This is a genomic window from Curtobacterium sp. MCLR17_054, from assembly GCF_003234335.2.
GTDB lineage: Bacteria > Actinomycetota > Actinomycetes > Actinomycetales > Microbacteriaceae > Curtobacterium > Curtobacterium flaccumfaciens.
The window spans coordinates 1,388,809-1,410,568 of record NZ_CP126263.1; the positions used below are offsets into that span (position 1 = coordinate 1,388,809).

15 protein-coding genes are annotated in these 21,760 nt (G+C 69.0%); 6 read left to right on the forward strand and 9 right to left on the reverse strand.

All coding sequences use genetic code 11. The features are described 5' to 3' along the window. Nucleotides 1–74: 74 nt before the first annotated feature. From DEJ08_RS06700 to DEJ08_RS06715, 4 genes are read right to left on the reverse strand one after another with little or no spacing between them, the layout of a single operon-like run. On the reverse strand, nucleotides 75–707 hold the full coding sequence (locus DEJ08_RS06700; protein ID WP_111055602.1) for a response regulator transcription factor: 633 nt from the start codon (nucleotides 705–707) through the stop codon (nucleotides 75–77). Then, the gene (locus DEJ08_RS06705; RefSeq protein ID WP_146248575.1) at nucleotides 704–1,906 is read right to left on the reverse strand and encodes a sensor histidine kinase; all 1,203 of its coding nucleotides are present in this window, start codon (nucleotides 1,904–1,906) and stop codon (nucleotides 704–706) included. The genes DEJ08_RS06700 and DEJ08_RS06705 overlap by 4 nt, the downstream gene beginning before the upstream one ends. A gap of 29 nt (nucleotides 1,907–1,935) precedes the next feature. Further along, nucleotides 1,936–2,733: an ABC transporter permease gene (locus tag DEJ08_RS06710; RefSeq protein ID WP_111055611.1), complete on the reverse strand. Its 798-nt coding sequence runs from the start codon at nucleotides 2,731–2,733 to the stop codon at nucleotides 1,936–1,938. After that, nucleotides 2,730–3,569 carry an ABC transporter ATP-binding protein gene (locus DEJ08_RS06715; RefSeq protein ID WP_258367308.1) on the reverse strand — a complete coding sequence of 280 codons (840 nt, stop codon included), beginning with the start codon at nucleotides 3,567–3,569 and terminating at the stop codon, nucleotides 2,730–2,732. Before DEJ08_RS06715 ends, DEJ08_RS06710 begins: the two co-directional genes overlap by 4 nt. Before the next feature lie 207 nt (nucleotides 3,570–3,776). On the opposite strand from DEJ08_RS06715, the gene DEJ08_RS06720 reads away from it, so the two are divergent. Genes DEJ08_RS06720 through DEJ08_RS06730 form a run of 3 tightly spaced genes read left to right on the forward strand, consistent with a single transcriptional unit; the run spans nucleotide 3,777 to nucleotide 6,312 of the window. Then, on the forward strand, nucleotides 3,777–4,055 hold the full coding sequence (locus tag DEJ08_RS06720; RefSeq protein ID WP_146248574.1) for a hypothetical protein: 279 nt from the start codon (nucleotides 3,777–3,779) through the stop codon (nucleotides 4,053–4,055). Continuing rightward, entirely contained in the window at nucleotides 4,055–5,815 is a 1,761-nt protein-coding gene (locus tag DEJ08_RS06725; protein WP_111055598.1) for an alpha/beta hydrolase, read from the forward strand. The genes DEJ08_RS06720 and DEJ08_RS06725 overlap by 1 nt, the downstream gene beginning before the upstream one ends. Before the next feature lie 29 nt (nucleotides 5,816–5,844). After that, complete coding sequence (locus tag DEJ08_RS06730) at nucleotides 5,845–6,312, forward strand: hypothetical protein (protein ID WP_111055597.1); 468 nt, start codon at nucleotides 5,845–5,847, stop codon at nucleotides 6,310–6,312. A gap of 38 nt (nucleotides 6,313–6,350) precedes the next feature. On the opposite strand, the gene DEJ08_RS06735 is transcribed toward DEJ08_RS06730, so the two are convergent. Continuing rightward, nucleotides 6,351–6,518 (reverse strand): hypothetical protein, encoded by a 168-nt coding sequence (locus DEJ08_RS06735; protein WP_284180514.1) that lies wholly within the window; start codon nucleotides 6,516–6,518, stop codon nucleotides 6,351–6,353. Between the two features lie 57 nt (nucleotides 6,519–6,575). On the opposite strand from DEJ08_RS06735, the gene DEJ08_RS06740 reads away from it, so the two are divergent. Together DEJ08_RS06740 and DEJ08_RS06745 are read left to right on the forward strand one after the other, a co-directional pair. After that, complete coding sequence (locus tag DEJ08_RS06740; RefSeq protein WP_146248573.1) at nucleotides 6,576–7,160, forward strand: hypothetical protein; 585 nt, start codon at nucleotides 6,576–6,578, stop codon at nucleotides 7,158–7,160. Between the two features lie 11 nt (nucleotides 7,161–7,171). Further along, the gene (locus DEJ08_RS06745; protein WP_111055595.1) at nucleotides 7,172–7,642 is read left to right on the forward strand and encodes a hypothetical protein; all 471 of its coding nucleotides are present in this window, start codon (nucleotides 7,172–7,174) and stop codon (nucleotides 7,640–7,642) included. Between the two features lie 57 nt (nucleotides 7,643–7,699). On the opposite strand, the gene DEJ08_RS06750 is transcribed toward DEJ08_RS06745, so the two are convergent. Continuing rightward, nucleotides 7,700–8,272, reverse strand: a complete 573-nt coding sequence (locus DEJ08_RS06750) for a hypothetical protein (RefSeq protein WP_111055594.1) — start codon at nucleotides 8,270–8,272, stop codon at nucleotides 7,700–7,702. Nucleotides 8,273–8,411: 139 nt separating this feature from the next. Between DEJ08_RS06750 and DEJ08_RS06755 the strand changes: the two genes are divergently transcribed. Further along, complete coding sequence (locus DEJ08_RS06755; protein ID WP_284180515.1) at nucleotides 8,412–9,344, forward strand: NADP-dependent oxidoreductase; 933 nt, start codon at nucleotides 8,412–8,414, stop codon at nucleotides 9,342–9,344. Nucleotides 9,345–9,446: 102 nt separating this feature from the next. On the opposite strand, the gene DEJ08_RS06760 is transcribed toward DEJ08_RS06755, so the two are convergent. The 3 genes from DEJ08_RS06760 to DEJ08_RS06770 are packed head-to-tail and all read right to left on the reverse strand — an operon-like array spanning nucleotide 9,447 to nucleotide 21,528. Beyond that, nucleotides 9,447–11,420 (reverse strand): hypothetical protein, encoded by a 1,974-nt coding sequence (locus DEJ08_RS06760; protein ID WP_146248528.1) that lies wholly within the window; start codon nucleotides 11,418–11,420, stop codon nucleotides 9,447–9,449. A gap of 8 nt (nucleotides 11,421–11,428) precedes the next feature. Further along, nucleotides 11,429–19,423: an anti-phage protein ProA gene (gene proA / locus DEJ08_RS06765; RefSeq protein ID WP_111055055.1), complete on the reverse strand. Its 7,995-nt coding sequence runs from the start codon at nucleotides 19,421–19,423 to the stop codon at nucleotides 11,429–11,431. Beyond that, nucleotides 19,420–21,528, reverse strand: a complete 2,109-nt coding sequence (locus DEJ08_RS06770) for a nuclease-related domain-containing DEAD/DEAH box helicase (protein ID WP_220035461.1) — start codon at nucleotides 21,526–21,528, stop codon at nucleotides 19,420–19,422. Before DEJ08_RS06770 ends, proA begins: the two co-directional genes overlap by 4 nt. Nucleotides 21,529–21,760 lie beyond the last annotated feature (232 nt).

A 21,760-nucleotide genomic window follows, 5' to 3' on the forward strand; every position in this document is an offset into this window, starting at 1 on the left:
TGGTTCCTCTCAGATGGTCAGCATGCTGACGACCTGACGGTACACCCGCTTCCGGTGACCGGCGGACCGGGGACTCACGGCAGGAGCTGGAGTTCCATCGCGCGGGTCACGGCGCGGGTGCGGTCGTTCACGCTGAGCTTCTCGAAGACGTGGCCGAGGTGCGTCTTCACCGTGGCCTCGCTGAGGAACAGCGCGCGGCCGATCGCCGGGTTGCTGTTGCCCTGGGCGACGAGGCGCAGGACGTCGAGCTCGCGCGGGGTCAGTGACGGGCCGGCCGCGGCGGGGAGCGAACCCGTTGCTCGGCGGACGAGTGCTGCGGCAGCCGAGGGGGCCAGCGCCGTCTCGCCCCGTGCGGTCGCCCGGACGCCCGCGAGGATCTCGGACTCCGGCGCGGCCTTGAGCAGGTAGCCGGTGGCGCCGGCCTCGATGGCGGCGAGGATCTGGTCGTCGGACTCGTACGTGGTCAGGATCAGGACGCGGACGCCGGGGTCGGCGGCGAGGATCTCCGCCGTCGCCGTATCGCCGTCGAGCACGGGCATCCGGAGGTCCATGAGCACGACGTCGGGGCGTTCGGCCAGCGCCACCGTCACCGCGGCGCGGCCGTCACTGGCCTGGCCGACGACCTCGATGTCGTCGGCGTCCTGTAGCAGGGCCACGATGCCCGAGCGGACGATCGGGTGGTCGTCGGCGACCACGACGCGGATCACCGGGTCACCTCTGCCACGGGGTCACGATCGACGGCCGGGAGGCTCGGCTCGGGTCCGGTGGGCAGGCTCGCGTCGACGACGGTGCCCCGGCCCGGGCTGCTCGTGATCGTGCAGGCACCGCCGGAGAGCGCCAACCGTTCGTGGAGGCCCCGGAGACCGTGCCCGGCCGTCGGGACGCCGGTGTCGAAGCCGACGCCGTCGTCGGTCACACGGACGCCGACGTGTTCGCGCGCGTGCTGCAGGACGATGCGGACGGAGCCGGCGTCGGCGTGCGCACGGATGTTCGCGAGGGACTCCTGGACGACCCGGAGCAGCACGACCTGGGCGTCGCGGTCGAGCGGGCCGTCGGTCGCGTCGACGGCGACGGGCGTGCCGTTCTCGCGGGTGTAGCGCTCGGCCAGGCGGTGCAGGGCTCCGGCCAGACTGCCGCTCGTGGCACCGGCGAGCCCGGCGGCGATGAGGGCGCGGGAGTCCTCGAGCGCCGCTCGTGCAGACTCTTCGAGGACCGCCAGTCGTTCGTCGAGGGCGGCACCGCGGTCGTTCGCCAGGTCCTTGCGGGCACGTTCGGTGAGCATGACGATGCCGGCGAGGTTCTGCGCGACGGTGTCGTGGATCTCACGGGCCAGGCGCTCCCGTTCGCTCGCCACACCGGCACTGCGGTGGGCGTCGGCGAGGGACTGCTGGGTGGCGCGGAGTTCGTCGAGGAGCTGGCGGCGCTCCTCGGACAGGCCGGCGACGCTCGAGATCCACACGCCCATCGCGCAGGCACCGATCACACTGATGCCCTCGATGAGCAGGGTGCTGACGAGGGCGTCCGGGCCGCCGGAGACCTGCAGGCCGATGCCGCTCGCGATGCCGACCGCGACCGAGAGCAGGCCGGCGGTGCGGACGCGCTCGGACTGCACCCACACGAGGGGGAACGCGATGCACTGCACGAACGCGGTGCTCGGCACGACGGCGGGCAACACCAGGGCCGCGACGAGGACCAGCGGAAGGAAGGCCGCGGCGGCACGGGGGCTGTCGTAGCCGCGGTGGCCGAACACGGCGTAGGCGACGACGAGCACCACGACCGCGGTGTACGCCGGCCAGCGAGTACCCCACGGCGACCACCCGAACACGGTGATCACGGCGGTGAGGAGCATCGTGCCCGCGAAGAAGACGTGCAACCACCGGTTGCGCATCCACGTCTCGCCGTTCATGTGCCCAGCATCCCACCAGCGGGGCGCCATCAGGCGTCCTTGCGGTTCCACCGGAACGTCAGCAGGCAGGCCACCGTGCCCAGGACCAGCCATGCTGCCAACACGAGGGCTCCGAGGCCGAGGTGCCACGCGCCTCCCGGCTCACCCGACTCGAACGCACCGGGCAGGAAGACGGACCGCATGCCGGAGGCCATCCAGCGCAGGGGGAAGACGGACGCGACGTCCTGCAACCAGGCGGGGAGCTGCGTGAAGGGCAGGTAGACGCCGGAGATGAACTGCAGCACCAGCACGATCGGGACGATGGTGGCGGTGGCGCGCCGGCTCTCGCGGGGGAGCGCCGAGACCGCGATGCCCAGGACACAGCTGGTGGCGATGCCGAGGACCATCACGCCGGCGAAGACACCCCACTTGCCCGCGTCGGTCGGCAGGTCGACGCCGAACACCAGGCTCGCGATCGCCAGCAGCAGGGCCGTCTGCACGAGCGTGGTGACGAGGACCATGCCGATCTTGCCGACGAAGTACGACAGGACCGGGAGCGGTGTGCCGCCGAGTCGCTTCAACGTGCCGTCGCTGCGCTCGGTGGCGATGTCGACGCCGAGTGACTGCGTGCCGGACAGAAGGATGCCCGTCGCCACCAGGCCGGGCAGGTAGTAGGTGGCGTAGTCGACGCTGACGTCGGGGCCGGCCTGGATGTCGGCGGCGCCGGAGAACGCCACCGAGAACAGCGCCAGCATGATGATCGGGAACAGGAAGGTGAAGAAGACCGCGTCGGGAGCGCGGAAGTAGGTGCGGATCTCGTACGAGATGCGGCTGGTCGCTGTCTTCACTGCTGTCCCACCATGTCGAGGTAGACGTCCTCGAGGGACGGACGGATGACTTCGAGGTCGTGCATGGGCGTGGTGCTGCTGCGGATGAGCGCCGTCGGGTCGGTCGTGCGCTCGTCGTGGTGTCCGCCGTCGTCGTCACGCCAGCGGACCCGGGGCGTGCGTGCCTCGGCGCCGCCGATCTCGTCGATGGGTGCGAGGTCGAGGAGCTTCCCGTCGGCGATGACCGCGCCCCGGTCGGCGAGCTGGGCGGCTTCGTCGAGGTAGTGCGTGGTGAGCAGGATCGTCGTGCCCTCGTGCTGCACCTGGCGCAGGAGGTCCCAGAACTGTCGGCGGGCCTCGGGGTCGAAGCCCGTGGTCGGTTCGTCGAGGAACAGGACCTCGGGGCGGCCGATGATGCCGAGGGCGACGTCGACGCGGCGGCGCTGGCCCCCGGACAGGCGGCTGATGCGGGTGTTGCGCTGCGTCTCGAGCCCCGTCGCGGTGAGGAGCTCCTCGGTACTGCGGTGCTTCGGGTAGAGCGTCGCGAAGTGGTTCAGCTGCTCGGCGACGGTGACGTTCGGGGACTCCGCGCTGGTCTGCAGGACGATGCCGATCCGTGCGTTGTGGCTGCGGCTCGTCCGTGCGGGGTCGTGGCCGAGGACTCGGACCTCGCCGGCGGTGCGGGAGCGGTACCCCTCGAGGATCTCGACCGTCGTGGACTTGCCGGCCCCGTTGGGGCCGAGGAGCGCGAAGGTCTCGCCGCGTTCGATCGTGAAGGAGACGTCGTCCACGGCACGTTTGCCGGTGGCGTACTGCTTGCCGAGGTGCTGGACCTCGATGGCGGGGGACTCGGGCATGGGTCCAGCTTCGCCGCCCGGCTGCCAGGGGGGATCGGCCGGGGCGGTGGTCTCGGCATCGTCCGATCGGGGGATGGTGCCGGATCGGAGGCGCGGTGCAGGTTGGTCGTTCACAGACCACTCCATTACTGGTTGTGTCCGGCAACTCTTTGATATGTTGCCTGCGGGGAAGTGGCGCGGGGCCGCTGCGGCGAGACGGGGGAGACGATGGCCGATCTGACAGTGTCGTGGAGCACGCTCGAAGCCGTCCACGGTGCGCTCGACAAGGCGACGGGCACGTTCACGGGCGCCTCGCTCCCGGCCGAGGGCGGCGCGTCCGGAGCAGAGGACGTCGCGCAGGCGTTCGCGACCTTCCGGACGGCGCAACAGCGTTCGGACGAGTGGCTGGCCGACACGAGCCGGACGCTCGGCGAGTACGCGAAGGACACGAAGTCGCTCTTCGCCGACGCCGACGACGACCTGGCCGGCAAAGCCGGGGGCAAGTGATGGCGGCCGATCCACTCGCCGGCGACCCGGGCGCGATCACCAGGCTCTCGAGCGCGCTTGCCGATCACCAGGACGACATCCGCACGGGCGCGCATCACGTCGCCAGCGCGCTGCACGACGCCGACGGGTGGGAAGGCGCATCGAAGGACCGCTTCACCACCACCGTCGGGACGATCGCGCCCGCCGCGCAGCGCATCATCAGTCGACTCGACGCAGCGATCGACGTGCTCGACACCTACGCCGAGGCCGTCCGACAGATCCAGGACGAGGCCGAACGGATCCAAGCCGCTCAGCTGACCAACGCCGTCGACTCGATCGCCAACGCCGTCTCGTTGGGCAGCGCTCAGTCGACCGCCGCGGGCAGCGACGCCACCGAAGCCGACGACCGACGAGTCGATCGTCTGCAGACCGACGCCGGCGACCTCGCCGCCGCTGCGAAGCGACTCGACGCGGAGTGGGACGCCCTCGTGGAGCGGCGGGCTGCTGCGGACCGGGCAGCAGCCGCGGGCCTCACCGAAAGTGAGGTGCTCGGGGTCGCCGTCGGGTACGCGGGGACGCTCGCCGCGATGAGCGACGCCGACTTCCTGCGGGCGGTGGCCGGGATGCCGCCGGAAGTGCTCGCGGCGCAGGACCAGGCCGTCGCCGACCGGATCGCCGGGATGCCGCCCGAGGTCGTGCAGGCGTGGTGGGACGGGCTCGGTGGACGCGGGACCGCGGGGGAGCACTCGGCGGCGCAGGACGCGCTGATCACGGCGTTGCCCGCGGTGATCGGCAACCTGAACGGGGTGCCGTACTGGGCGCGTGACCAGGCGAACCGGCTGAGTGCGCAGCGGGCGTACGTGCAGGCGAAGGAAGCGGTGAAGGCCGCGAAGAAGGACCTCAAGACGGCGATCGGTCGGACCGCGCAGCTTGCGGCGCAGCAGAAGCTGAACGCCGCGGAGCGTCGGTACGACCAGCTCAAGAACTTCGTCGCAGGAGTCCGGACCGGCCTGAACGGTGTCGACGGGATGCCTCGCCAGATGGTCTCCTTCAGCGATGCGCAGCCACCGCTCGGTGCCATCTCCATCGGCGACCTCGACACCGCCGACAACGTGAGCTACCTCGTGCCGGGGATGGGGACCACCCTGCAGGACACGACCGTGCTCATGCGCGCGAGTGCGAACGTGGCCGCCACCCAGCGGCTGTCCGAAGCAGGACAGAACACGGCGATGGTCTCGTGGATCGGGTACGAGGCGCCCGGGAACGTGCTCACGACGGGTGACCCTGGTGTGTTCGGGGAGTCGCACGCCCGGGCCGGCGCCGAGCGACTCGCGGACGACCTCGGTGGATTCCGTGCGATCCGCCCGGACACGACGCTCAACGTGGTCGCGCACTCCTACGGATCGACGACCGCAGCGATCACCTTGCACGACCACCCGGAGCTCGGAGTGCACTCATTCGTCACCCACGGATCGGCAGGGATCCCGAACAGCATCCCGGACGCAGCCGCGACGAACGCGGACCACGTGTACTCCGCTCAGGCGGAAGAACGTTGGAACGTCGCGCACATCGGGCGGTCGTTGAGCTACCCGCAACGACTCGATCCCACCGACTCTGATTTCGGGTCGACGGTGATCGACGCCTCCGGGGCCGACCGATCGCCAGCGGTGGACGTCCACGATCTCATCGTCAACCCCGATGGGGACCCCGATGCTGATCACGGCTACCTCGATCTCGACACGAACACCCTGCTCGAGACGGCGAAGGCGACACTACGGTGAGGATGATGACGAGGCGAGCAACGAGACCCATGACCGCCGCTGCCGTTGCGTGCGCCATCGCGCTCGGTGCAGCCGGCTGCGGCACGACAGGAGCAGGGAAGACCATGACGATCGATGAAGCACGATCTGAAGCCGTCACGGAGCTGCGCTCGGTGCTCGAACTGGCGCCGGACACGTGGCCGCAGGAGGTTCCGAAGCCCGTCGCGAATGACTGCAAGGTCGACGGTCAGACGGCCGTCCAGTTCAGCTACTTCGTCGAGGTCGCAGAGCCGGGCGATCCCGAGTCCTTGGTCGAGGAAGCAGGCGACCACTGGAAGCAGCGCGGATACGAGCTCTCCACGACGACGTCGGAGATGGACGCCGCCACCGGGAAGGTGTACGCGATCGTCGCGCGTGCGAAGGACAAGCCGCGCGCCTCGATCGCGGCGACCAAGGTGCGCGCCCATGTCAACGTCGACTCCGTCTGCGTGCTCGGCGATCCGGACGACTACCGGTAACCGGGAACCGGCGCCGACGCATGCCCAGTCCTCTCCGATCAGCCGCCGGTGCCGGCGCCGATGCTGACGCGCCCCCTGCCGAGCGGGCGGCCCTCCGGCGAAACCGGCTCGTCTTCGGCCTCGTCGTTGCTCCGGTAGGGGTCCTGATCGCACTCTTCGTCGGGTTCCTCGTGCAGATCGATGCTGCGTGGGCCGGGGTGCACCACGGAGACGAAGTAGCGGGGCCGCTGTTCGTCGCGATCGGGATCGGTCTGGTCGCCACGGTGCCGGCACTCATCGCAGGCATCCGAGCGCTCCGCGACAAGGCCTGGGTCGGGCTGGCGTCGGCGACGACCGTCGTGAGCGGCATCGGACTGGTCGCCGTCGCGCTGTTGGTCGTCGTCCCCGCCTTCGACCTGCTGCCGCGGTCGGCCCGACAAGCGGATGCGTACCGCGAGCAACAGCAGCGGGAGGAGCTCGAAGACGTGGGGTACGACGGGCCGTCCTCGGCCGAGGCGGCCGGCGCTTCCATGCAGTCCCACGTCGCCGACGCGCTCGATGTCCTGGATCTGCGTGAGAGCGATGTCGAGCAGCGGACGTGGTTCTCGACGAGCACGACCGCCCTCGGGAACCGGTGCAGGTCGTTCCGTCAACGGGTCGACCTTCCCTCAGCGCTCGACCGTGTCGCAGCGGAGAAGACCCTGGCGGCCTCGTGGAGCACCGGAGGGAACCGTCGGGATTTCGGCACCACTGTCAACGGGAATCCGCAGCTGCAGGACATGTCGGCGGAATCGACGATCACGTTCGATCGGCGCGAGGGAACGCTTCTCGTCGCGAGTGACTGCATCCCCTACGCCGACGCAGGGTAGGAGGTCCAGCCGTGAGGGCGAAGCACACGACGACCTGGTCAGCCATTGCGGTCGGGGTGATCGTCACGTTCGGTGTGACCGCATGTGCCGGTGGCGGACCCACGACACGGACACCGGAGCAAGCGCAGGCCGAAGCCCTGGAGCTCCTGCGGAAGACCCAGGCGGCGGTCGACCTGCCGTGGCCGGAGACGCCGGCACCGTCGGCCGAGCCTTGCTCGGCGGGCGTTCGCTTCAAATACTTCGTTCCGGTCGAGGTCAAGACCGATGCGAGTTCGGTGGCCCAGACCCTGCGCCGGTTGTGGAGATCGGAGGGGCTGACGGTCTCCTCGTCGCAGGAGGACTTCGGTGAAGCCCGCGGTGTCCTCTACTCAGCGACCGCCGTCGCCGAGGGCGGGGCCGGGGCCGCCTACCAGGTGAGCGCAACGTCGGTCGCCGTGCAGATCACGTCGCCCTGTGTCGAGGGCTCGCCTGATGACGAATGAGGTCTGACGGTTCTGGTTCGCGATCGTCGGGGATTGCGAACCGGAACCGTCACGGTCTCAGTACTGCGGCCGGATCCAGTCCGTCGGCTGCACGAAGCGGGCGCGGGGCAGGAACTCGTCCGGCTCGGCGGTCCGCACGCTCGTGATGATCGTGTCCTCGCCGTACTCCGACAAGCGGCGGGCGATGCCGTCGCGTTCGTCGATCACCAGTGTCGCGCGGGTCGCCGGGTTCTCGCGGTGTTCGAAGGTCACCAGGATCGAGTGTTCGCCGATGTGCTGGACCAGGATCGGGTGGAAGCTCTCGGGGCCGCGACCCCATCGGAGCATCAGGTCGGGCACGGCCATCCGGACGACGGGATCGGAGACCATGCTCCGGGCGAACGAGATCTCCTCCGGACCGTCGTCGGGGTCGTGCAGCACGCCGTCGCGGTAGGAGACCGGCTTGGCCCGCTGGCGCACGAGGGTCCAGGTCTGCGCGGCCTCGTCGATGTCGAGGCGGAACTGCCAGTACTTCTGCCGGGACTCCTGGTGGACGCCCTCGAGGACGTACCGGGCGGGTCGACGGAGGGCGGCGAGCTCCTCGGCGATCGCGGGACCGTCAGACCGGGTGAGGAGTTCGTCGAGACGCACGGTGCCAGCATGGCGCACCACGTGCCGTGGACCGCACCCCCTGACGGGCGGGAGGGGCGGGGCGGGGTGGTGCCGGGCCTCCAGGCCGTGGGGTGGTCGCGTCAGGTTGCGTCAAGCAACGTGCGCGTAGACCGGGGGGATGCAGGTCGTCGGAGTCGAACAGTTCGGAGGGCCCGAGGCCCTCGCCGTCCACGAGGTGCCGGAGCCGCACGCCGGTGCGGGGTCCGTGCGGATCCGGGTGCAGGCGTTCGCCGTGAACCCGACCGACACGGGGGTGCGTGCCGGGCAGCGGGACAGCTCGCAGGCCTCGCCGCCGTACGTGCCGGGGATGGACGCCGCCGGCGTCATCGACGAGGTCGGGCTCGACGTCACTGGATGGCAGGCCGGCGACGAGGTCATGGCGATGGCGCTGCCGCTCAGCGCCCACGGTGGCGCCTACGTGCAGGAGCTCGTCGCGCCGGTGGGGTCGTTCACGCGGATTCCTCGTGGGACGTCTCTTCCGCTCGCCTCCACGGTGCCGATGAACGGGCTGACGGCGTTGCAGATCCTGTCGCACGCCTCGCTCGCGCCGGGGCAGACACTCGCAGTGACCGGGGCCGCTGGGCTGCTCGGGAACTACGTGGTGCAGTTGGCGAAGGCCGCCGGGCTGACCGTGATCGCGGATGCTGCTTCGGCGGACGAAGCCCTCGTGCGGTCGCTCGGGCCGGACCACGTGGTGCCGCGTGGTGCTTCCTTCGCCTCCGCTGTCCGTGAACTCGTGCCGGAGGGGGTCGATGCGCTCGCCGACGCTGCCGTGCAGCGCGACGAGGTGGTGGACGCCGTTCGCGACGGGGGAGTCTTCTTCGACGTGCGGGGGTGGCAGGGGAACGGGGCTCGGGGGATCGAGTTCGTGCAGATCATGGTGTTCTCGGAGTACCGGTCGTTCGACAAGCTCGAGCAGCTGCGGCATGCGGTGGAGAGTGGGACGCTGACGCCGCGCGTTGCTGAGGTGCTGCCGGCTGCGCGGGCTGGGGAGGCGCATGAGCGGTTGGAGGCTGGGGGGACGCGGGGGCGGTTCGTGCTGATGTGGTGAGTTGATGACGCGGTGATGGACGGGAGGCGCGGTGCCGGGTGGTGCCGTGGCTCTCGGTCGTCGGGGAGAGATTGCGGCGGGCGCGCCGTACGCGGACGCGGGCTAGTTGGTTTTCGTGTTCGTGAGGTGCGGCCCGATGTAGCCGATGAACACTTTGCCGGTCCGGTCCGTGTCATCGAAGTAGTGCATGCGCGGAGCGAACGTGTCGCGATGGGTTGGTTTGAAGTGCGCGAACATCTCCGTGGGGACCAGGGCGCCCGTGGAGTCGGGGATAGCGAAAACGCGTTCTTGACGCCAACCCTTGTTCTGCAGAACTGAATCGCTCTCTGTGGAGGCGTGCCGATCACGTGGGCATCGGGTTCCGATTGGTCCATCGTCATTGGTGAGATACATGTGTAGGTTTCCGCTCCAGCCGCCCGCCTTCGCCTCGGCGTAGTCGTGAAGAACGCGAACGTACAACCACAGCGCGGAAGCGTAGCGCCCGATGGGATCTCGCTCGTCGACAGCCAAGGGACCAGCCTCGTTGCCGGTGAACTGAACTCTTGCAATCGCCGCGTGTTCTTCGTCACCGGGCGTCAGTCGCGCAACCAGCTCTCTCACGCTCTCAGGGTCAGCCCAGGCGCTGTCATCGGGCACGATCGCCAGTGCGGCACGCTGCTCGCTGGTCATCGAAGTGCGGAGCCAATCCCGCTCCCGTCTCAGGTCAAGAGCTTCCTGCGCTTCGCTGGCCGCGACCAACTCAAGCTCATCGATGCGCTCGTTGAGCGCGAGAAGTTGATCGGCGAGCCGACCCTCTCGGGCACCGGCTTCAGCGAACAGCTCTTCGTAGGCTGACTTCTCGCCCGCGGCCTTCGCGAGGAGTGAATCCAGAGCATCGAAGTGGTGGTGCTCCAAGTTCGAGGCACCGAGCCACCGTCGCACGAATCGGGCGATTCGGTCTTTCAGGCCGACGGGGAGGGCACCCGGTTCTGGTGAATCAATCGAAGAACCGACCGTCGCCGCGGTTGTCCCCGTGTTCGTGACCGAGGGCGTTTCGTGAGCCTCGTCCGTCGCGAGCGTTGTCTCGACGCGCTCCGCGACGATCGTACTGATCCGAGCGTCCCGAATCCTCCGACTTTCGGCGTCGATGAGCAGCCGCATTCCACGGCGAACGTCCTTCGGGAGTTCGTGGCCGAGGAAGTGCTTCCGGATGCCTTCCGCGTGCAAAGACTGGAGGGGCAATGCAACTCGGCCGGCACGGATCGAGCGAGCAAAGGTCGCCGGGCCGAGGACACGGTGTCGAGCACCGTCGGCGGGAAGTGCGAAGTCGACGTCCGTCACAAAGGTGCGGACCCGTCCCGGTGAGACAGCATGGGACGGCGGGAGCATTGCAGCGAGAGCAACGGCAGCGGCATCTGTCACGACATACGTGGCAGCCACGCCGACGCTCATCGTGGTCAAGTCGGCGATCGTGCGTTGCCAGACCTCGTCCGTGTCGCGGCTCAGGGAGGTCGCCACGACCACCGGTACTCGGCGTTCTACGTCGTTGATGACGGCCACGAGCGCTGCGACGTCATCAACATCGACACGGACCGGCGCCGATGTGAGGTGAGCCGCCCCGTCGCGGACGACGGTCCGAGCGAGGAGGTTCTTGACGATGCGAGGAGGTGCGACATCTCGCATCGCTCGCTCCGGCTCAACGTCGAGCATGCCCGCCTCGATCACCACCGCCTCGCCGTTCGACCGAGACGACAGCGCGAACACCGAGATGAGCCAGGTACCACGATCGTTGGTCTCGACGAAACGCGTAAGGCGCCTCCGGGCCCCGTGAGCATCGTCGTCGATGGTGACCGATACAACCGCACTCTTCCCGAGCCGGACGTCGCCTTCGCCGTCCCATTCCGCAGATTCGAGAGTTCCGCGGCGCTTTGAGCGAAGCTTGGAGCGCAGCCACTGCCGCAGCTCCTCATCGGACAAGTCCAGTGCAGAGACGTCCTCTGGCAGACGAAGCACTGCCCGGTAGCCGACTGCGTGGTCGAGCACTGCTGCCTGCGCAGCTGACGCGCCGGCGCTCCCGGCGACTTCCTGCATTGCCACGTTTCTCCTCATCGATCAGCCATCCGGCCCAGGTCAACATCGCCTTGAGCAGTCCGAGCGACCCGCTGAGAGGTCAGCGCTACCATCAACGCCATCGTCATACGGTCGCTGACGTTCTGCGTCATCCTCGTTCCACCGAAGAGCGCGAGCGTCTCGCGCAAGAGTGACGTCTCGGACCGAGGTCCGCCGTGACGGACCAGGTGGACCATCGCATTGCCGATCTCCCGGAGCGCGACGACCTCGACCGGCCGGGAGTCCTGAGGAGTGGATGCCCGGAAGCCCGACCAGCCTTCGGGGTCGACGCCGATCGGCCAGACGAAGCGCTCCAACGCACTCCAGCGCAGCATGGGTGGCACGAGCGCCGAGATCGCCTGCGCCCGAGCAGCGTGCACGCGATCCAGCCCGAACGAGTTCGCGACCAGGCGCACCAAACGCTCCTCGGCGATCGGCCCCTCCGCCTGGACCACCTCGACCAACAGCGCCTGGACACGAGCAGCGTTCTGCGGAAGATCGATCGCGTCGAGGACGGAGACATCCCCGTGCAGATCAGCCTGCGACCACGGACGGAACCGTTCGACCTCTCCGGTCGCGACCACTTCACGAGCGAGGTCGTTTTGCTCGACCTGCGTGGCAGGGGCGACGTGCGAGCGCGACGTGCCTGGCCCATCGGGGCCGCCGCCCCCAGCGCGAGCGTCGAGGCGGACGTCGACTGGGTCATTCGAGGGCTCGGGAGTTGGTTCGACGAGGTCTGCCCGGGCTGCGAAGTCGATCGGGGACACCGGAAGCGAGTGGTCAACAGTGGACCCGTCCGGACCTCCTGAGAACGCCAGCTCCCCTGGCAGCTCCTCGAGCACCTCGTCGATCGCCGTCGAAACGGCGGCTGTCGCCTCAGCGGCAACGACTCGCTCCTCATGCGCCTTCTGGAGCGAGTCGACGATCGAGTCGACCACGACGTCGTGGTCCGCCAGCCACTGCGGCATCCACACCCGTCGGACGCTCGGCCAGTGCATCAGGTTCTCGAGGACCTCCAGGGGGAGTGCGTCCCGGTCAGCGACCGTAGCGCGTGCTGCCCAGGCGGGGGTGTCGAGCAACACCGCGAGCAGCGGCTCCGTCGGGTTCGACGCGTGGGCCACCGCGATGTCGACCTTGAAGTCGGACAGACCCACGTCCGTCTGGACGGCGAGCCCGCGCGCAGCCAGCTCCGAGGCGATCTCGTCGCGATGCCGATCCGTCAAGATGGCGTCGTCCCGTGCGCCGAGGGCCGCTCGGGCACCGCGCTGTGCGAGCTCGAGGTACGCGCGCAGGTGCTTGATGCCCAATGAGGTCGTCTCGTCAGCGCGGAGGTCCTGCGGGTCGAAACTCGAGAACAGCACCACCTGCCGTCGTGCACGGGTCACCGCCACGTTCAGTCTCCGCTCACCGCCAGGGCTCGTGAGCGGCCCGAAGTTGAGCGGGAGGATGCCCCGCGAATTCTTGCTGAAGGCGGTGGAGAACAGAATCGTGTCGCGCTCGTCGCCCTGCACGTTCTCGAGGTTCTTCACGAACAAGCCGTCCACGGCCGAATCGAGCGCCTCGTTGATGCGTGGGTCTTCGAGCGCACGCAGGAGTTCCTCCACCAGGGACCGCTGCTGCGCGTTGAAGGTCACGACACCGAGCGACGGGACGAGGTCGGACGAGGCCGCGAACCGCCGCTGGATCTCCGCGACGATCGCGCGGGCCTCGACCGGGTTCGTCCGGAGGTTCTGCCGGGTCGTACCCTCCTGCCCTGCGCGCATGAACTGGCCGTCGACGCGTCGGAGGGACACCCCGTGACCGTCGACGCCTGCGGATGCCTCACCGAGAGCAGGTGCGGGGAAGGACGTGAGCTGGTCGTCGTAGTAGTACCGGTTGCTGAACGCGATGAGCGACTCATCCTGGCTGCGGTAGTGCCAGGTCAACTGGAAACGGTCCACGCGGGCCTGCACACACTGGGCGAGAATCGACTCCTCGTCGACCGCCACCTGTTCGGCGGCGCCGTTCTCGTCGTCGTCCGAGTCGTCGATCGAGGTCTCCGCAAACGAGGTCGGTGGCATCTGCTTCGAGTCACCGACCACGACCACCGCCTTCGCCCGCCCCATGGCACCGATCGCGTCCGCCACTCGCACCTGCGAGGCTTCGTCGAAGACGACGAGGTCGAACAGGCCCGGTGTTGCTTCGAAGAACCGTGCGACTGAGTCGGGGCTCACCAGGACGCAAGGGGTCAGTTCGGTCACGTACTGGCCGTATCGCGACATGAGCTCGCGGACTGGCATGAGCTTGCGCACCTTCGACGAGCGCACCTCGGCGAGGAACTGCCCGGCGCCGCCGGACGCGGTGGTCTCGTTGAACGTCCGCCGGCTGACGACCTTCTCGGGAATGACACGCGGGAGGTGCTCCCGCAGGTCACGAGCGGCGTCGACGTACCGTCCGATCTTGTGTTCGTGGGCGGCAGGGTCGAACTGGTCGAGCCCCGTGGCGCGTGCCCGTTCGAGTCGCATCGCGGTCGCGAGCCCCCGGTCGAAGGCCTCGAGCGCGTCCTCGGATCCCTGGGCGCCGGTCAGCAGGACCTCGTACGCGTCGAGCAGTCCCGCGGCGCGGAGCGGCTCGAGGACCGACAGCCAGTCCGCCCAGGCCTCGGGAGTGCACCCCTCACGAGATGCTCCCGAACGCCCGTCGCGGGTCGCGTTCCAGCGGTTGGTCGGCAGCTCTTCGCCGAGCCAGCGGAGCCACGCCGCGCTCGAGGCGAGCACTTCGAGAGCGGACGAGAATGCGACGACCTGGTCGCGGAGCTCGGGCTGCGGAGCACCGGAACGGGTCGTGTAGGCGAACAACGATCGACGGAACTGTCGGTCCTTCGCATCCTCGCTCGTACCGCCGGTCACATCGGCCAACCAGCTCAACCACCGGACCTCGGTCGCGAGCGATGCAGGGGCGTCCTGGTCGAGCGGACTCCATCCCGCGCGGATGACGAGGCCCGGGATCACAGCGATGCTGCTCGCGAGGTCCCGAGCAGCCTGCTGCATGTCCGCCGCGCGCGCCGTCAGCGCCACGAGCCGGTCCGGGTCGAAGACCACACCCGGAACCCCGTGCGGCGCGAGTTCGTCGGCAACGCTCTGAAGGCGTTTCTTGCGACCGAAGATGCTCGACGTCGCGGCGGTGGCGGCCTCCCTGGCGATCGCAGCGAGATCCGCTCGAAGCGATTCCGGGCGGATCACTGCGAGCACGTCGGCGTAGCGCTGCGAGAACGAGTGGACCTGGTCCTGAACGGCGGCTGTCGCATCACGCCACCGCTGCGTCCCGGCTTCGGTGAGGACGGCCGCGGTGACGGGCGGTGCCTCGACGATCGAGGCGAGGGCTCGGAAGTGCTCTGGCCTCGTAGCGTTGGTCAGGGCTTCGGCGTAGGAGCCGAGCGTCGGGTCGTCGCGCGCCGGGACCATGTCGACCGCACGATCGAACGCGACGGCGCGGGCACGCAGGACTTCGGGATCAGTACCGGCCGAGGCGAAGGCCCATGGGTGGTCGGCGACCGGGCGCGCCCGCAGTGCGACGTCCGGCGCTTCTCTGAGCGCTCGACGGATCGAGTTGATGTCCGACTCGGTGATGCGTGCCGCGACGTCGACCGGCATCTCGAGTGTCCGCGTGATGTCTGCGGTCGCGAGCTCCGAGTTGCGTGCCATGTAGAACGAGCGACCAGATTCGTTCGTCTCGTGCAGCCTCCGGGCGTAGCGGCTGAGGCCGCGGCGGTTCTGCGAGACTGCGTCGCCGGTGCGGACCACTGCTTCCTGGTCGACCCGCGGCCGTTGCGCGAGAGCCTCTCGGAGACGAGCGCGAACCTCAGCGGGCTTCGCTCCCTTGTCGTGCAGGTCGAGGGTGAAGGGCGCGAGTCCGACCGCGTCGAGTCGTCGTTGAACGACCTGGAGGGCGGCGCGCTTTTCTGCAACGAACAGCACGCGCCTGCCGTCGGCGATCGACTTCGCAAGCAGGTTCGTGATGGTCTGCGACTTCCCCGTTCCAGGCGGGCCCTCGAGCACGAACGTGCGGCCGGCCATCGCAGCAGCGACCGCCTCGAGTTGCGAAGAGTCAGCCGGCACGGGGAGGTCGGACAACAGCTCGTCGAGCTCGTCCGTCCCGGCCGAGGCGTGTTCGAGGTCGACCTGGTCGCCGACGAAGCGCTCGGTCGGTGACTCGATCAGGTGCTGCACGAGCGGATTGGTCGACAGTGCCGCCCAGTTCTCGTCGAGGTCCTTCCAGAGGCGGAACTTCGCGAACTGCAGGATGGCGAGGTCGACCGTGGGTTCGACGACGGCGTCGATGCCGGCATGGAGGATCGCCGCTCGCGTGCCCGCCAGGACCTGCTCCACGTCGATGCCCGACGCGTCGGACTTCGGGTCGGCGAGCGCAGGGATCCGGATGCGGTGCTCGGCCCAGATCTTCTCGAGGAGGCAGTAGTTCGGAGTGGACATGCCGGATTCGTCGAGGACGACTTCATACGCGCCGCCGCGCGTCCGGGCTTTCAGCGTGACGGGCACGAGGATGAGCGGGGAACGGACCTGCTTGCTCTTGACCGTCCAGACCATCGACCCGAGTGCGATGTACAGGTTGTTGGATCCGGTCTCCTCGACGACGGTCTTCGCCTTGTGCGCGAGCGTCTGGAAGTGGCGTGAGTAGCGGTCGACGGAGACATCCCCGTAGACCGTCTTATTGCCTCGGAACAGCTCGGTCTTGTCATCGTCGGGGAGGGACGCCGCTGACCGCACTCCGCGTTGCAGGAGCACCTCGGGGAGGTCGTTCGAGGCCCGGATCGTGAAGGGCCTGCCGGAGTTCAGGTAGTCCTCGAACTCGGCGAGTCCATTCGACGCCAGGTGCAGCTCAAAGCGGGCCCGGTCCGTGAAGTTGATCAGGCGGTTCCGCAGGCTCAGGTCGAGCAGGTTGTTCTTCCACTGCTTCACGCGAGGGGGCGTGGAGTCCTCTGCGGACTCGGTCGCTGCACCGGAGTCCGCCGGTACGTACTCAGCGAGACGCGCGTGCTCGACCTGGTACTCGACGACTCGCACCTCTCCGTCCTCGGTGACGGTCCTCGCTGGCAACGGGAGGATCTCGCTCCGGCGTGCGAGGAAGACGTCGACGACACCCTGGATGTCGTGGAGCTCCTCCGACAGGTGACGTGCCCCGGCGGCGATCACGTCGGCGAGCGAAGCCGCCAAGCCGTCCGTGGTGAGCATCGTGGTCTCGATCGGCGTCACGGCACCGATGTCGACCAGGTTCTTCAGCGTGACCCCGGGGGAGACGAGTGACGGCATCGGTGTGTCGAAGCGCGTGTAGGCGAGGAAGGCGTGCCGGCGCATGACGACTAGCAGCGGGCGGATCCCCGCCCACTCCAGCGCAGCAGCCAACACCACCGTCGTGTCGAGGCAGGTGCCGAACCGGCCTTCGAGCACTTCTGCCGGGGTCCTCACCTGCTGACCCGCGCCGGCCCAGCTCGCGGGCGGCATGCTGTAGCGGACCTGTCGGTCCCGCATCGCCCGCACGATCGCAGCGACCGTCTCATCGACGCGCTCCGGCCCCTCCTGGTAGCCGCTCAGGCTCGCTCGCCCCGTCTCGGCCGCCAAGATCGTCGACGCCTCGTCGAGCAGCGAGGTCAGCGCCGGATGATTCGGCTGCACGTGTGCCGCGAGCATCTCCTCCGACAGCTGGGTGCCGCCGTCGACCCACTGGTGGGCGGCAACGAGGTGAACCTCAGCGGCGGCCGTGGCGAGAAGCTCGTCGCCGTCGCGAAGCGTGGCCGTGACGACGGCAGGACGAGCGGCCTCGACCGTCGCGGTGACGGCCGGGTCGAGCCGGAACCCGAGGTCGTGCTTCTCGATTTCGGACTGGGGCGCGAGGTCGAAGAAGTGCTCCCTCGGCTCGCCGAGCGAGAGCCCGGCAGAGGAGACCTCGATGGTGAGCCGCGCGTCTCGGACGTTCGCGCCGTCGTGACGGATGCGGACAGCGTTCACCACCGCGATCCGGTTGTGCGCCATCGCGTAGCTGATGAGCGGTGCACACTCGATCGCGAGTTTCGTGGACCTCGTCGCGGCCCCTGCCGCGCCCGATGCCGATGCAGCCGAGGCAGAATCGGTTGCCGAGGCTGCGTGCGTCGCCTCCACCGGCGCCGTGGTCGCGCGCGTCGCGGTCCGCTCTGCCATTGACGACTGGAACGCCCGCCGGAGCTCGGTCGCCTCCGCAGCTTGCTCCTCGGCACCCACGGCCTCGAGGAGGCGGACTGTCGTGTCGAGGGCCCGGTAGGTGTCTGCTTCGTCGAAGACGGCGTTGTGTGCCCATCGGTTCCGGACATCGCGCAGCTCGCCGGCGAGTCGTCGCCCGTTGTGGTCGAGGTCGAAGGGGAATCCGAGCTGCGGCAACTTCTCTGTCAGGGCACGGAGGACCACCTGCAGGTCGTGTTCGTCGTACTGGGTGTTCGACCGGCCGTGCTTCTGCTGGTCGAGCAGCTGGATGAGTTGGGGCCACCGCGCTCCGGACGAGATGCGGGGCTGCAGGACGTCACTGACGAACGGCTCCAGGCCGGCGACCGCGACTCGTAGCGCTGCTCCGACGTACTCGACGTCCTCGGGGCCGGTCATCATCGCAGCGTCCTCTCGTGCAGGTCGTGAGCGCGGTTCGGTGAACGGCGCTTCCGGAGCAGCCGACGGTTGTACGGGAACCCCCGCCGACACCGACTCACCTTGCCACGAGCCGCCGTCATCACTGGCACGGGCTGAAATGAGCGCTGAATCGAGCGTCGCCTCGTCGATCATCGGGACACCGTACTGCCGCGCCTTCTTCGCCTTGCCGCTCAGGCTGTCCAGGTCTGCCGCGACGAGGAGGGTCGTCTTCTTCGTCACCGCGGCGCCCACGGTGACACCGAGCGCGCGCAGCTCGTCTTCGATTTCCGCTCGGGGGCGACGCATCTCGCCCGTCAGCACGACGATCGTCGCTGCGTCGAGCTGTGGCCGCGGCTCAGCAGCCGGTGTGCCGAACGGCATCGGGCTCCCGGCGGACCGTGCGAGCGCCGCCCGCACGACGTCGGACGGGACGCGCAGCAGTTCGGCCACGAGGTCGACTTGCGCGCGTTCGGAGGGATCGAGCACGCCGTCGCGCAGGGCGGCGCGGGCGAGCGTGTGCACGTACTCCTGGTGGAGTCGGGCGCGCTGGTCCGTCGGCATCGCGAGGTGCACGGCGAGGTCGTCGAGCGCGACTGATTCGTCGATGCTGAGGAACCCGTCCGCGACGGCACGGTCGACGAGTGCGAGGTACTCCCGCTCGGTGTGGTCGGTGCTCGCAGGCAGGAGTTCGACCGCGCGGTCCATCGCGCTCGTTTCTGGGGCGGCCGAGGCGCGGCGTCGGGGCAGCCACTCCGGTCCACTCGCTCGGGGGCGTCCCCACGTGAGTGTCACGCCGGTCTCGAGACGTTCGTCCCAGCGCCGCCGATCCTCCGCGGGGTCCTGCATGTAGGCGCCGAGGAGCCGAGCGGTCGCGCGGGCATCCGCGAGTGCTTCGTGCGCGTCGACCAGGTCGATGTCGAACGCGGAGCAGCAGTCGGCGAGGTTCCGCGCGGCGCCGGGCAGGAAGGTGCTCGCGAGTCGCATCGTGCACACCGAGTTGTCCGTCGTGCACGGGAACGGCGCACCGGCGCGAGCGAACTCCGCCTGCAGGAATGAGACCTCGAAGCGCACGTTGTGGGCGACGAGCGTCCGTCCCTGAAGGAGGTCGGTCAGGTCGCCGACGATGTCCCCGAACGTCGGCGCACCGATGACGTCCGCTCCGCGGAGACGGTGGATGTGCGTGGGCCCGAGGTCTCGGTTCGGGTTGACGACTGTCTCGAACTCGCGCTCGATCCGCCCGTGTTCGTCGACGAGGACGACGGCGATCTCGATCACTCGGTGGCCTGTCTTGGGAGACAGCCCCGTCGTCTCGAGGTCGACCACTGCGAAGCCCTTGTTGGTCACCGGTTGTTTCCTTCCCGGGCGCGGACTCCTACCCAGAGCCCGTCCCGTGCTCGTGTCATACCGACGTACAGCTCTCGTTTTCCGCGCTCGTGACGTTCACGGGCTGCGTCGGACCATCCTTCGCCCGCGGCATCGAGCAGCCGGGGGTCGACGTGCGCGAGGAGCACCTGCTTGAACTCCAAACCCTTCGCACGTTTGACGGTCCCCACTCGAACCCCGTCGGAGCTCCGCCCCGCGTACTGCTGCAGTGAGACGGTCGCGACGCCAGCTCGCCCGAGCGCCTCCATGACATCGTTCGCCTGCCGGTTCGTCGCCGTGAGGATGCCGACGTCACCGTGACCGGTCCCGACCAGCCGGAGGACCTCGGTCAACCGGTCGAGCATCGCCCGGTCGTGGTCCGCACGACTCGCGAACTGCGTCGTCGTCGGGGCGGCACCGGAGCGGGAGACGTCGGACACCGCGTCACCGACTCCGTCGACACCCTCGATGTCCACGAACTGGTCGTCCGCCACCATCTCCTTCGCGAACTCGAGGATCTCGGCGGTGTTCCGGTGGTTCACGTCGAGCACGACACCGCGTCCGGACAGGCTGATGCCGACCTCGCCGAGCGTGTACCCGCCGGGGTAGATCGTCTGCTGGCCGTCGCCGATGAGCGTCAGGCCGTCGGTCCGGTCACCCACGAGCTGGTGCACCAGCGAGACCATCGCGCAGGACAGGTCCTGCGCCTCGTCCACGATGACCGCGTCGTACCGCTCGAGCGGCACCGCGCGGACCGCGTCGCGAGCGAGCAGAACGATGTCCTCCCAGTCGTGCGCCCGTCGCTCGCGCAGCCCGCGCGCGTACGCCTCGTACAGGTCCCAGACGGCTTGCCGCGTCTCCAGCGGGAGCGCGTGCTTGCGCCCGACGCGAGCCAGGTCCGCGTACTCGTCGAACCGCGTCAGGCCGCGGCCCTTGATGACGTGGCTGATCTCGTCTTCCCAGTACGAGCGCGAGAATCGCGACGACCGCAACGGACTGGAGGCGCGGATCGCGTTCCACGCGTCGTCGAACGCAAGCTGGGCCTCCCGTCCAGGAGTGCGGAACGCGATGCCGCGTTCCTTCAACAGGCGCGTGGCGAACGCGTGGACGCCCATGAAGTCGACGCGACCGACCATGTCGGGCGCGAGGCGTTCGAGGAGGCACTCGAGGACCTTCGGCAGAGTGCTGATGTACGTCGTGAACAGCACGCGACCGCCGGTCGCGCGTGCGAGGTACGCGGCCCGGTGCAGGCCGACGACGGTCTTGCCGGTGCCGGCAGCGCCGCGGATGCGTGCCGGGCCGTTGAAGCTGCGGCGGACGAGCTTGGCCTGTGCCGGGTCGAGGAACGCCATCCAGTCCTCGATCGGCGCTTCGAGCACGCCGTCGAGGAGCTGGTCGGTCAGCTCGTCGTCCGCGGTGTCGACCGTCGGGACGAGTACGTCGGATTCGCGGGGGAGTACCGGTGCCGGGACGACGACCTGTGGCGGTGTTGCTCCGCCGTCGCCGATCACGGGGAAGTGGTGCAGCATCGCGGCGAGGACCTCGTCGACGCGGGACGCGGACAATCGGGCTCCACGCTTCGTGATGTGGCCGACGAGGTCGTGCGCCCCGATGACATCGACCGAGGCGACGCGAGCGTGCATGCGCTTCTGGCCGGCGAGTGCGGCGACCGCATGCACCTCGCCGGGCGCCAGGCCCGTGTCCGCCAGTGCTGCCTCGGTGCTGTACGCGAGATCGGCGAGTCGGGCGATGTCGTCGGTGACGTCCTCTTGGCCGCGGGTGATCCGGTCGCCGTGGACCGCGACCTCGCGCCAGGCCTTCGTGTCGACGATGAAGACGCCGGCGCGGCCGACGACGACCATGTCGACCTGCGCTGTGCGGCTGCCTGGCCAGCTGCGGTCCGCGAGCAGGTGGTAGCCGATGCCGGCGAGGGGGGCGAGGATCCGCGCGGTCTCGCTCTCGGTGCGGTGGGCGATCTCGAAGCGGGCAGCGCGTTGCTCGGCGTCGTCCGCCTGGCGGCGGAGTTCGCGTGCATGGCTGCGCTGGCGGTGTGCCTCGACCCCTGCGGATTCTCCGGCCATCGTCATGGTGTTGCCCCTCGGAGGATCTGTTCGTCTCGACCGTTCGCCGTCCCCGGAGCGTGCGGTGCTGATTCATCCTCGTGGATGCGACGCCGCTCCGGGAGCACCTGTTCTGGGGTGCTTCGGCGCGACGGCTTTCCAATCGATACGTTACACATCAGTGAACGATCGCTTGCGGGTTCCCGCCGAAGTGCCGAGACGAAGCATGGACAGCGGCCGCCAGTGTCGAGAAGGACTC